Here is a 12171-nt window from a genome sequence, read left to right as displayed (position 1 = left end):
TTTCTCGCAGCGCGCCCGTGACGCCGGGCGAGACCTTCGCAAGGCACGCGCCCGGTAGACCGTCTTGCCTTCATCCAGCGCGCACGATCAAACTTTCTAGTCCAGAATAGCGACCGGCCTCGAGCGCCCAGCGCTGATTCCCGGCGATCATGGCCTCGACCGCGTCCAGGTAGAGGCGGATCTCGTCGTCCGCCCAGAGCGCGAGCACCTTCTCCTTCACGCCTTGGTACTCCGCGACCCGGCGGTCGTGCATGTCCTTGAGCCGGTCGATCGCCTCTTCCAGCGTGCTCACGCATTCGTTCCGGAGGACGACGATGAGGTTGTGCGTCTCGCCGTTGGTCAGCTCCTTCCCGAGCGAGAAGTAGTCGTTCGTCCAGCAGAGGATATCATTACAGATGTCTCGAACCGTCTGAATCAACGGGTGCTGGACGACCTCGAGCGGCAGCGGCCGCTCGAGCAGCAGCTCGAGCAGGTCACAGTAGGTATAGACAGCGCCGCTGTAGCGCCGCATCATCAAATATTCTTCAAGATGCGGCACCCTCATCTGCTTTCGGTTATTCGCCTCCCACAGGTTGGCCTCGTAGTAGTACTGAAAGTGCGAGAGCCACCGATTCAGGAAGAAGTGCGGATGGCTGCGTCGGATGCGCTCACGTACATCGAGCATCGCGCGCGTCAGGGGATCGCTCATGTCCGCTTCGGTGTACCCGAAGAGCTCACCCAGGTACTTCTCATTGAGCCACTCGACGGATTCCGGGTCCGTGCTGAGCTGCCCCTCGTCGTACGCGTCATCCAGGAGGAACAGCACGGCCGTGAAGTCCGATGCCAGCTGGAGCGTCTGCGTGCTCGCGGACGGTAAGAGCCACGCCGCCAGGTGGGAGAAGTTCGTCGCCTTGAGACGTGAGAGCGACCGACCGTCTGGCACCAGACGCAACCGGCGAACCCACGCCAGGGTCCTTTGCTCCGCGACCTCTCTCCCGGGGTGACACGACGCAGCAAACGGATACTCGAATCCACCAGCGTCGCGCTTGCTGACGACAACGCTAGTTCGATCAGATGACATGACGAACTCCGCCACAAGACGTTTCCATAGAGTAGAGGCATCCTCACGACGAGAGCATGGCCCTACCAGATCCCCTGGACGACCGGCGCCTCACGTGCGGCGATGGTGGAGACGGGGATCACCTCGATGGGCAGCGCCAACGGGGAGCGCGTGTTGAGAGCCGCTTGCCACTCGAGACGGTCGGTACAAAGCACGATGCGGTGGCATCGACGCAGGAGCTCCTCGAGCACAATGCGGGCCTGCACCCGGGCCAGGAAGACCCCGAGACAGAAGTGGGCGCCATGGCCGAATGCCAGGTTGGCCTGATCGCCACGCTCTGGGTTGAAGCGGTCCGGCTCCTGGAACCTCGCCTCATCGCGCAGACCCGAACTGATGAGCAGCGCGACCACGGCGTGGGCGGGCAGACGCGTACCGCCGAGCTCCGTCTCGGTGACGGTCAGTCGCATCGTGGCATGCACAGGCGCCTCGAAGCGCAGGACCTCCTCGATGAAATGCGGGATGAGCGCGGGCTCCGCACGCAGGCGATCCATCCACATCGGCCGCTGGGCGAGGATCAAGACCATATGGGTCATCAGCGATGTCGACGTTTCGAGCCCTGCCACGAGGAGCAGCGAGAGGAGGGACACGAGGTCCTGGTCCGTGATGCCATCGTCGTCCCTCCGAGACCGGAGCAGCTCACTTACCAGATCGTTCTCCAGCTGACGCCGGCGGCTCGCCAGCAGGCCCAGCATGTACTGCTCCATCTCATCGATGGTCCTGCGCACCTCGGCGATCCGCGCATGATCTTCCGGAGGTATGACGCCGACGATGACCAGGTCAGTCGCCCATCGCTTGAAGTGCTCCTCTAGCCCTGGATCGAATCCGATCAACTTGGCGAGGACGCTGACCTGCGCGCGGCTCGCGAACTCGGAGATAAACTCGACGACACGACGCTGCACCAGGCCGTCCGTGAGCCGCACGGCCATGGATCGCATGTGGTGCTCCAGCGTGCTCACCATGTTGGCGGTGAACGCACGGCTGCTGAGGCTGCGCAGCTGTCCGTGCCGCGGAGGGTCCGCGAGGATCATGGATCCGGACAAGGGATTTTGACGCTTCAGGTAAGGAGGCTCGGTGGCCATGCGCAGCCCCGCGGACGAGAACACCTGCGTGTTCTTGAACGCCGCCACGATGTCATCGTACCGGGTGACCACCCACATCCCGTTGGGGTCCACCTGGCACACGGGCGACTCGCGGCGCAGCGCCGCGTAGAAGGGGTACGGGTTCTCTCGGACCTCGGGGGCGAACAAATTAAGTCGAGTCATTGCGCTCTTCCTGTGGCGAAGGCAGGACGCAGCCGCAACGCCGTGGCGGCACACGTCGATAAGCCTGGAGTGGGTTGTTGCCTCGGATGGCGCGCTGGGCGACGCGACGGCGTCGATTCGGTGCTGCCCTGAGGCAGCTGGCCCCTAGCGCTGAAAGGAGGACGAAACGGAACCCGCAAGCCGCGTTTCCGCGATGCTCCAGCGCGTGGTCACCTGGGCGCTTCTCCCGCGAGCAGGGCGCTGAACAGCCGCCACGCGGCCCGAGCCAACGCTCGGCGTCCGCACGACACGGCTGCACTCCTCGGTCGTCGCTGCGCTCGCCAGGATGCGAGCATGCGACTCACGAGCGCCTGGGCTGCTTCCAGGGCATCTCCCGGTGCATCATGAGACCAGAGCAAGCGAGAGAGCCGCTAGGCTCTCTTCATGGCTGCAGGGGTCCGATGGTTCGTGGGTGCTCCTCCATCTGATGACAGCATCCTATACCATGCGGACGAATGCGCAACTGTATTCTTATTTGCGGACTTCACACGACGACCTCGTCGTGATCAAAAACCCGAGGACAACGAATCTTCCAACACTTCAATACGATGGCCGAGCCGCCACGACATGCCGCGTGAATAAAAATACATTTCAGCGCCTGCGGCCCGCGCCGCGCCAGCAGGCGCCGAGAACATCGACTGCCCCCGAGCAACACCTCGATGGCCATCCGCTGGAGATGCGTTGCGATCGATGAGCGCAATGATCTCTGGATGATCGACGTCGTCTATCGCGAGCGGCTGTGCAGCAATGCAAGATGCAGTCGACTCGGGTTTCATCCGTGAAGGCATGGAGCGTGACCCGGAGCCGCCCGCGCTGCGCTCCGGATGGAGCGAGCCGTGGAAACGAGAACGCCGCAGGCGTACGCCGGCGCCAACGCCCGCGGCGTCGACCTGGAATGCTGACGGCGAAGGTTTTCGCCATCGATGTGACGTGCATTGCAGGAATGCACGGCCGCACGAGCGTGCGCCGGCCCGCTATGCAAAATGAACGCCTCGCTCGAGCGGAGCGCTGTCACGCTTCCCAGCGCCGTCCTCCATGATGCGCGTCGCTCGATGTCACGCTCGGCTCGATCTCGTGACCTCGAACGAGGGGGCCTCTCCCTGGAACCACACCTCCTGCGGAGGCGCGCCGACCCACGCCGGAGGCGCGTTTGGGATGAGGTCCGTTTGGGATCGGGGTCACGCTCTGGGCACTCCCGGGTTGTGCTCAGGGATCTCCTTCGTCGTGCTCAGGGCGTGCCCGGTGCTGAACCGCTGAACAGCGGCCAGGGGCGCGCCCGCTCCCGCCTTGACGATGCGACCGACCGGTCATATGACTGACCGGTCGCATGCCGAAGAGCACGTTCTTTGGGTTGCCCGAGGAGCGGCGGGACCGCCTCGTGCGCGAGGCGATCGCCGAGTTCGCGGATCGCCCGTACGCCGAGGCCTCGCTCTCGCAGATCGCGCGCCGCGCGCGCATCCCCAAGGGGAGCTTCTATCAGTACTTCGAGGACAAGCTCGATCTCTACCGGTGGCTCCTGACCGAGGAGGTGCCGCGGCAGAAGCGCGCGTTCCTCGGCGCCGCGTGCCTGGAGGGCGACTTCTGGGCTCGCCTGGAGGTCCACATCGAGCGCGGCATGGCGTTCCTCGTGGAGCACCCGCGCCTCGCCCGCCTGTCGGCCGCGGCCGCCGACCCGAGCGCGACGGTCGAGGTCCGCGGCCTCCACAAGGCCATCTGCGAGGCCGGCGCCGCGGAGCTCCGGGCCCTGCTCGAGGAGGGCGTCGCGAGCGGCGCCGTCCGTTCCACCGACACGAGCCTCGAGGTGGCGACCCGGCTGGTCGCCGCCGTCATCGGCCCCGGGCTGACCGAGGCGGTGCTCCAGGAGCTCGGGGCCGAGCTCCACGAGGTGCTGGCCTCCGACGCGCTGCGAAAGCAGCTCGGCCCGAAGCGCCGCCGCCGCCTCGCCCAGCAGGCGGTCCAGTTCATCCAGCGCGGCCTTGGCGCGAGCACCGCGTGATTCCACCAGGAAAGGGAGCTTCATGATCACCTACGACTTCGCCGGACGGGTCGCCCTCATCACCGGGGGCACCTCGGGCATCGGCCTCGCGACCGCGCGCGCGTTCGCGCGAGGAGGGGCGCGCGTCACCATCGCCGCGCGCGACGGCGACGCCGGACAGCGGGCCTGCGCCGCGCTCGAGCGAGAGGGCGCGCAGGCGCTGTTCGTCCAGACCGACGTGCGGGACGACGCCTCGATGAAGCGCGCCGTGGAAGAGACGACGAGGCGCTTCGACCGGCTCGATTTCGCGGCGAACTGCGCGGGCGTCGGGGGCGACATGGCCCGCCTCGAGCGCGCCGATCAGGCGGTGTGGGACGACGTGATGGCGACCAACGCCCGCGGGATCTGGCTGGCCATGCGGCACGAGATCCCGGCCATGCTGGCGTCGGGCGGGGGCGCCATCGTCAACATGAGCTCCATCTACGGCGTCGCCGGGAAGCCGGCGCACCACGCCTACGTCGCGTCCAAGCACGCGGTCCTCGGGATGACGCGCTCGGTGGCGCTCGAGGTGGCGCCGCTCGGGATCCGCGTGAACGCCCTCTGCGCCGGCGTCACCCGCACGCCCGCCATGCAACAGGCCGAGGCGTTCGCGCCCGAGCTGGTCCAGGCGCTCGTGGCGCAGCATCCGATGGCGCGGATGGCCACCGAGGACGAGATCGCCGGCGCCGCGCTGTGGCTGTGCTCCGAGGGCGCGGGCTACGTGACCGGCGGCGCGATCCCGGTCGACGGCGGCTTCCTGGCCGCGTGAGCGCGCCGGGAGGCACCCAGGAAGCAGAAGAAGAACAAGAAGAAGGAGCGCGGGAGGAGCGACCGCGACCGCGGAGCGGCGGTTGCGTGGGCCTCGGCCGTCTGTTAGAGAGCACGGTTGACGCAAGAGGAGAGTGCTCCGGTGAAGATCAGCTCCTGAATCGGTCTCCGTCGCAGGTCGCGAGCGCGACAGGTGGCATCCCTGCTCCCTGGCCGCGCGAGGCAGCCTGCCCGTCCCGTGACCGGGCCATGTGGCCCTCAGGATTCAGGAGCTCGTATGTCGTTGTTGCGCGCGCAGCGCCTCTCCTTCTCTTATTCCGACGCGTCGACGATCCTCGCGGACGTCGATCTGTGCCTGACCCCGGGGTGGTACGGGATCGTCGGGCCGAACGGCGCCGGCAAGACGACGCTCCTCCGGCTCTTCGCCGGCGAGCTCGCGCCCGAGGCGGGGAGCTTGCGGCTCGATCCGCGGGGCGCGACCGTCGCGGTCTGCCCGCAGGCCGTGGAGCACGCCGACGCGGCCATCCACGCGCTGGCCGAGGCCGAGGACGGCGCCGCGCGCAGGTTGCGCGGCGAGCTCTTGCTGGATCCGGCGGAGCTCGGGCGCTGGGCCACGCTGTCGCCCGGCGAGCGCAAGCGGTGGCAGATCGGCGCGGCGCTCGCCGCGGCGCCGGACCTGCTCCTGCTCGACGAGCCGACGAACCACATCGACGCGGACGCGCGGGCGCTGCTCGCCGGCGCGCTCGCGGGGTTCCAGGGGATCGGGGCGTGCGTCTCGCACGATCGCGAGCTCCTCGACGCGCTGACCGCCGGCACGATCCGGGTCGAGCGGGCCGCGGCGAGGCTCTATCCCGGCGGGTACAGCGCGGCAAAAGCGCTCTGGGAGGCCGAGGCGCGCGGGCGCGAGGAGGCGCACCAGCGGCTGCGCGCCGAGGAACGGCAGCTCCGGCGCCGCCTCGGCGACGAGCGGCGGGCGCAGGCCTCGGCCGACGCGGACCGGAGCACGAAGCGGCGGATGAAGGGCCCGCGCGACAGCGACGCCCGGGGCCTGCTCGCGGACTTCCGCGTGTCCTCCGCCGAAGCGCGGCTGTCGCGCAACGTCGGCGTGACCCGGCGCAAGCTCGAGAAGGTGTCGGCCGAGGCGGGAGAGCTCGAGCTCGAGAAGGCGGTGGGCCGCAGCGTGTTCGTCGGTTACGACCGATCGCCCGCGCCGTGGCTCTTCGTGCTCGACGCGCCCCGGATCCACGCCGGCGGCGAGCGCGAGGGGCGGCCCCTGCTGCGGGACGTGCGGCTCTCGGTCGGCCGCGAGGACCGCATCCGGATCGCGGGCCCGAACGGCGCTGGCAAGACCACGCTGGTGAACGCGCTGCTCGCCGGCGCGCGCGTGCCGGCGGACAAGGTGCTCCATGTGCCGCAGGAGCTCGGCGAGGCAGAGCAGCAGGCGCTGCTCGCGAGGGCGCGGCGCCTCCCTCCGGAGGAGCGCGGGCGGGTGATGTCGCTGGTGGCCGCGCTCGGGGTGGAGCCGGGGCCGCTGCTCGGGTCGGCGCGGCCGTCGCCCGGCGAGGCGCGCAAGCTGATGATCGCGCTGGGCCTCGGGCAACACGCGTGGGCGCTCGTGCTGGACGAGCCGACCAACCACCTCGACCTGCCCTCGATCGAGCGGCTGGAGCGCGCCCTCGCCGACTACCCGGGCGCGCTGCTCCTCGTCACGCACGACAGGGCGTTCGGGCGGAGCTGCACGTCGATCCTCTGGACGGTGGCCGAGGGAGAGGTGCGGGTGTCGTCCGACGACGCCGGCGCGTGACCCGCGCCGGCGTCCTTGCGATCGTGCTCTCGAGGCTGCGTCGCGCTCAGTCGATGGCCGGCTTGCCGCCCATCTCCTTCAGCACGGCGTCCGCGCCCGACACCGCGTCCATCACCCACTCCATGTAGCGGTGATCGACGTGGATGGTCCGGGTGATCGACGGCATGAACAGCCAGTCGGACGCCATCGCCTCGTAGTTGCCGTCGAAGGCGAGGCCCACGAGCTCGCCGCGCGCGTTCAGCGTGGCAGAGCCGGAGTTGCCGTTCGTGATGTCGAGATCGCTCAGGAAGCAGACCGGCACCTCGCCGAGGTCCTTGTCCACGTACGGGCCGAACCGCTTCTCGCGCGCGGCCTCGAGCAGGGTCGCCGGGGTGTTGAACGGCGCCTCGCCGGTGCTCTTCTTCACGACCTCGCCGAGGGTGGTGAACGGACGAACCACCGGCTTGTCGGCCTGCGGGCGGTACCCCCGCACGGTGCCGTACGTGACGCGGAGCGTGCCGTTCGCGTCGGGCGCCAAGAGGCCGCCCCGGTGCGCGCGGAGCGCCTCGACGAAGCGCGGCTTCACGAGGGCCATCGCCCCGGCGTAGGCCTTGTCACGCGCCTCGATGGCCTTGTCGACCGGCGCGAGCTCGAGCGCCAGGCGGATCATCGGATCCCGGCTCGCCTGGAGCTCCTCGAGCGTCGCCGTCTTGAGCAGCTGGACCCGGGTCGCCGCGTCCTCGAGCGCCGTCTTCTCGTAGATCGCGTCGATCGCCGCGGCGACGCCGGCCTCCGTCTGTGCCTGCCCGCCCGCGAGGGCCCCGAGCAGCGCGGGCCTGTCCTTCGGATCGAGCTGCAGCGCGCGCCGCGTGGCCAGCTTGAAGGTGCTCCGATCGATCGCGCGGTCGTACGACTTCTGCAGCGACGCCTGCGCCTGCTCGAGGCGCTCCCAGTTGCGCTGCTGGTACTCGGCCTCGCGCTCGGCGTCGGCCTTCGGCCGCTCCTCCGCCATGCGCACGATCGTGACCGCGGCGTCGAGGAGCCTCGCCGACGAGGCGATCTCCGACACGGCCGCGTCATGGTCGCGCGTCGCCCGCTGCTCGGCGTGCAGCGCGGCGATCCGCTCGATCGCGCCGCCGTAGGCCGCCTTGCGCTCGGGGTCGGCGTCGATCCAGGCCTTGAGGTCGCCCTCCTGCTTGGCCTTCTCCCTGGCCAGGCCGCCCTGGACCAGCCCGTCGAGCAGGCCGCGCGTCTTGAGCAGGTAGTTGGCGTAGCCCTGGATGGTCGGCTCCGCCTTGATCCGCAGGGCCGGGTCGTTCTTGCCGAGCTCCTCCAGGAGGGCGATCGACTCCTCGTAGAACGACACCCGCTTCGGGTACAGCCATGAGACGGCGGACTCGACCTCTGCCGCGGTCCGGAGCCGGTTCGTCGTGCCGGGGTATCCGGCGACCATCACCAGATCGCCCTGGCCGAGCGGCGACGACGCGAGCTTCAGGTGGTGCGCCGGCCTGTAAGGCACGTTGTCCTCGGCGTGGGCCGCAGGCCGGTTGTCCTTGCCGACATAGGCCCTGAAGAAGGCGAAATCGCCGGTGTGGCGCGGCCAGCGCCAGTTGTCGATGTCCCCGCCGAAGTTGCCGATCGCCTCCTGGGGGACGTAGACGATGCGAACGTCCTTGATCTCCAGCTGCTCGATCAACGAGACCTGGCCGCCGCCGAAGTACTCGGCGATGGAGCAGCGGATCTCGGGGCGCCCCTCCTCGCACGCGGTCACGAGCTGCTTCTTGCGCTTCTCGATCTCCTCGTAGCGCTCGAGATCGCCCTGGATCGCCTCGATGCCGCGCCGCACCTCGGCGGTGACGTCGCGGAAGGCGCGGGTCACGAGCACGCGCGCGGTGGGGCCGGCCCATCGCTCCTCGGCGCGGGATTTCGCGAGATAGCCGTTCGTCAGGAGGTCCTGCTCCGGGGTGGAGTTGTACTGGAGCGCCCTGGTCGAACAGTGATGGTTCGTGGCGATGAGCCCATCGGGCGAGACGAACGAGGCCGAGCAGCCGCCCAGGCTCACCACCGCGCCGAGCGGGGACGCCGTGGGATCGGCGAGCGACTCGGGATCGATCTCGAGCCCGAGCGCCTTGAGCTGGTCCTTGTGCTGCCGCATCTGCTCCGGCATCCACATGCCGCCGGGGTTCTCGAAGGGCGCCCCCTGACCGGGCTCGGCGCCCGGCGGCCTGGTATCGCCCGCTTGCGGCCGCTCCGAGCCGCAACCCGGCGCGAACGCGGAGACCGCGAACAACGCCAGGAGCGTATGACTACGTAGAGAGGAGTGAGACATGCGGTGTTGTTACCATCGTCGGTAGACAGTGCAACCACACAGCATATTTCTAGTGATACGAGACACAGTAGAACGAGCCTCCTGCGGGCCAGGGACGCGCGAAGGTGGCGCGCGGGAGGCGCTCCATGCGTGGTGATGGACACCGGATCTCATCGATGTTCGTGGAGGCGAGCTTCGCCTGTTTCAGCGGGCTTGTCGGGACTTCATGTTCCGTGCGCCGGCCGGCCGGACTGGCATCCACGGCATTCCGGACAAGGCGCGCGGGATGGTGGGGGAAGTCCCCCACCCTGACGGAAGGATGGAAGGAATGATGGAACCGCCAAGGCGCTATAAGACGCCAAGAAAAATACAAAAATCTTGGCGTCTTTTGGCGTCTTTTGGCGTCTTTTGGCGTCTTATGGCGCCTTGGCGACTCCAAAGCCCTCCACCTTCGGCCGAAGTCCCCCGCCACAGCGCGCAGGGGGGACGCCGCGCCAGGGCGTCGCGGGGGTCGGTCGAGCAGCGGGGGCGATGTGGCTCAGTCGACCTGGTGAGCCCGGAACGCAGCGACGGCCCCGTGGGTCTCCAGGCAACGGTGGATCCAGGCGGCGTCGCGCGCGCGCACGGCGATGAGCCGGACGTTGCCGGAGCCGTCGAGCGCCTGGAGGCCCTGGAAGCCGACCAGCGCCGCTTCCTGGAGCGTCATCACCTGCGCGCCTGTCTCGCTCAGGACCTCGTCGCTGAGCAGGCCGGCGCCGTCGGATCCCTCGGCGAGGTGCACCTCGAACACGGTCATCATGACGCCATGGTCGCCGGGCGGCGCCGCGCCGACAAGGCCGTCGTGCGAGGCAGGTCGCCCCTGCGCCCTGCCCCCCGCACCGATGGCCGCCGGCCTCGCGCTCCGTCGCGCCCGGTCACGCCTTGCCGGCGGCCTCGCGCTTCGTCTCGAGCTCCTCCCAGCGGCTGACCAGGCGCGCCGCCTCCTGCTTGGCGCGCTCGAGCTCCGAGAGCAGCCCCGCCACGTCCGCGCCGCGGCTCGCGTAGAGCGTCGGGTCGGCGAGCTTCGCCTCGAGCTCGGCGACCTTCTGCTCGGCCGCGTCGATCTTCCCGACGATGCCGTCGAGCTCGGAGCGCTCGGCGTACGTGAGCTTCGGCGCGCCACCTGCCTTCGCGGCGGCCTTCGCCGGCGCCGCCGCCGGCCGGGCCTCCGCCGCCTGGGCCTTCGCGGCCCGCGCCTCGGCCTCCGTCTCGATCGCGGCGTTCGCGCGCTGCTCGCGGTAGGCGTCGTAGTTGCCCGCGTACCGCACGACCCGGCCGTCGCCCTCGAACGCGAGGATCGAGGTCGCCACCCGGTTCAGGAACCAGCGGTCGTGGGTCACGACGAGCGCCGAGCCGTCGAGCTCGATGAGCATCTCCTCGAGCGCGGCGAGGGTCATCACGTCGAGATCGTTCGTGGGCTCGTCGAGGATGATCACGTTGACGCTCTGGGTGAGCATCTTCGCCAGGGCGACCCGCGCCCGCTCGCCGCCGGAGAGCGAGCCCACAGGCTGCCGCGCCTTGTTCGGATCGAAAAGGAACCGCTCCAGGTAGCTGCGCACGTCCATGGACCGGCCGCCCACCTCGACGCGCGTGTGCGAGCCCGCGATGTTCTCGAAGATCGATTTGTCGAGGTCGAGCCCGCTCCTGTGCTGGTCGAAGTACGCGACGCTCGAGTTCTTTCCGAGCACGACCTCGCCTTCCATGCGGGGCCCCTCGGCGGCCGCGCCGTCGCCTTCGGCGCCGAGCTGGCCGAGGATCGCGCGGAGCATCGTGGTCTTGCCCGTGCCGTTGCGGCCGACGATGCCGACGCGCTCGCCCTTGGTCAGGGTGAAGTCGAGGCCGCGCACGAGCCACTTGCCGTCGAGCGAGAGGCCGAGCTTCTTCAGCTCGAGGATGGTCTTGCCGGTGCGCACCGACTCCACCGAGAGCTGCGCGGTCCGCTCCGCCTTGGGCGGCGGCGCGCTCTTGGTCGTCTCGGCGCGCTGGATGCGGGCCTTCTGCTTTCCGGTGCGCGCCTTCGGCTGCCGCCGGAGCCACTCGAGCTCGGTGCGCAGGAAGTTCTGCCGGTTCGACTCGGTGCGCGCCTCGAGCGCGAGGCGCTCGGCCTTCTGCTCGAGGTACTCCTCGTAACCGCCGTCGTAGCTGTAGACCTTGCCCTTGTCGATCTCGAGCGTGCGCTCCGCGACGCGGTCGAGCAGGTAGCGGTCGTGGGTGATGAGGAGGAGCGCGCCGGGGTGCTCCTCGACGAGGTAGCGCTCGAGCCACTCGACCGTCTCGACGTCGAGGTGGTTGCTGGGCTCGTCGAGCACGGCGAGGGCGGGCCGCGACACGAGGAGGCGGGCGAGCGCGACGCGCCTGCGATCGCCGCCGCTGAGCACGCTCATGGGCGCGTCGGGCCGGGTGACGCCGACGTGGCCGATGATGGCGTCGACCTGGTGCATCATGTCCCACCCGCCGAGCCGCTCGACGTCGGCCCCGGCCTCGGCCTGCTCGGCGAGGAGCGCCTCGGCGTCCCCCGAGCCGGCCGCGAGCGCCCGGCTCACCTCGTCGTGGCGGGCCTTGGCGGCGTGCCAGGCGGAGAGCCCGGCGAGCACCACGTCGCGCGCCGTGTCGGTCGGCTCGAAGACCGGATCCTGCGAGAGGACGCCGATCTCCGCGCCGCGGCGGCGCGCGATGGTGCCGCTGTCGGCCTGCTCGACCCCGGCGAGGATGCGGGCGAGCGTGCTCTTGCCGGAGCCGTTGACGCCGACGAGGCCCACCCGCTCGCCCGTGCGGATGTTGACCGAGACGCCGTCGAGGATGGTCTGCGGACCGAAGGATTTGTGGAGATCGTGAGCGGTGAGGACGGGCACAGGGCGC

General features: G+C 69.6%; 9 protein-coding genes. 3 read left to right on the top strand and 6 right to left on the bottom strand.

The annotated features are described in order from the left end of the window. Positions 1-70: 70 nt before the first annotated feature. The 3 genes from WMF44_RS45845 to WMF44_RS45835 all read right to left on the bottom strand — a co-directional run bounded on the left by WMF44_RS45845 (position 71) and on the right by WMF44_RS45835 (position 3176). A complete protein-coding gene (locus tag WMF44_RS45845; RefSeq protein ID WP_437296357.1) occupies positions 71-1075 on the bottom strand; it encodes a terpene synthase family protein in 1005 nt (334 codons plus the stop codon). A gap of 47 nt (positions 1076-1122) precedes the next feature. Then, positions 1123-2346 carry a cytochrome P450 gene (locus tag WMF44_RS45840; protein ID WP_437296356.1) on the bottom strand — a complete coding sequence of 408 codons (1224 nt, stop codon included), beginning with the start codon at positions 2344-2346 and terminating at the stop codon, positions 1123-1125. Positions 2347-2906: 560 nt separating this feature from the next. Beyond that, positions 2907-3176, bottom strand: coding sequence for a hypothetical protein (locus WMF44_RS45835; RefSeq protein WP_437296355.1), 270 nt, complete (start codon positions 3174-3176; stop codon positions 2907-2909). 551 nt (positions 3177-3727) lie between these two features. On the opposite strand from WMF44_RS45835, the gene WMF44_RS45830 reads away from it, so the two are divergent. The 3 genes from WMF44_RS45830 to WMF44_RS45820 all read left to right on the top strand — a co-directional run bounded on the left by WMF44_RS45830 (position 3728) and on the right by WMF44_RS45820 (position 6986). Next, entirely contained in the window at positions 3728-4396 is a 669-nt protein-coding gene (locus WMF44_RS45830) for a TetR/AcrR family transcriptional regulator (protein ID WP_437296354.1), read from the top strand. A 22-nt stretch (positions 4397-4418) separates the two neighbouring features. Further along, on the top strand, positions 4419-5183 hold the full coding sequence (locus WMF44_RS45825) for an SDR family NAD(P)-dependent oxidoreductase (protein WP_437296353.1): 765 nt from the start codon (positions 4419-4421) through the stop codon (positions 5181-5183). A gap of 276 nt (positions 5184-5459) precedes the next feature. Continuing rightward, entirely contained in the window at positions 5460-6986 is a 1527-nt protein-coding gene (locus WMF44_RS45820) for an ATP-binding cassette domain-containing protein (RefSeq protein ID WP_437296352.1), read from the top strand. Between the two features lie 46 nt (positions 6987-7032). On the opposite strand, the gene WMF44_RS45815 is transcribed toward WMF44_RS45820, so the two are convergent. The 3 genes from WMF44_RS45815 to WMF44_RS45805 form a co-directional block, all read right to left on the bottom strand. Next, entirely contained in the window at positions 7033-9255 is a 2223-nt protein-coding gene (locus tag WMF44_RS45815; protein WP_437296351.1) for a S46 family peptidase, read from the bottom strand. Between the two features lie 556 nt (positions 9256-9811). After that, positions 9812-10072 (bottom strand): hypothetical protein, encoded by a 261-nt coding sequence (locus tag WMF44_RS45810; protein WP_437296350.1) that lies wholly within the window; start codon positions 10070-10072, stop codon positions 9812-9814. A 115-nt stretch (positions 10073-10187) separates the two neighbouring features. Next, positions 10188-12164 (bottom strand): ABC-F family ATP-binding cassette domain-containing protein, encoded by a 1977-nt coding sequence (locus tag WMF44_RS45805; protein ID WP_437296349.1) that lies wholly within the window; start codon positions 12162-12164, stop codon positions 10188-10190. Positions 12165-12171: the final 7 nt, after the last annotated feature.

Origin of the sequence: Sorangium sp. So ce426 (assembly GCF_051475585.1) — a bacterium.
In the GTDB taxonomy this organism is placed as follows: Bacteria; Myxococcota_A; Polyangia; order Polyangiales; family Polyangiaceae; genus Sorangium; species Sorangium cellulosum_B.
Note: the sequence above shows the minus strand (reverse complement) of the source record. Positions and strands in the feature narration are given on the sequence as shown.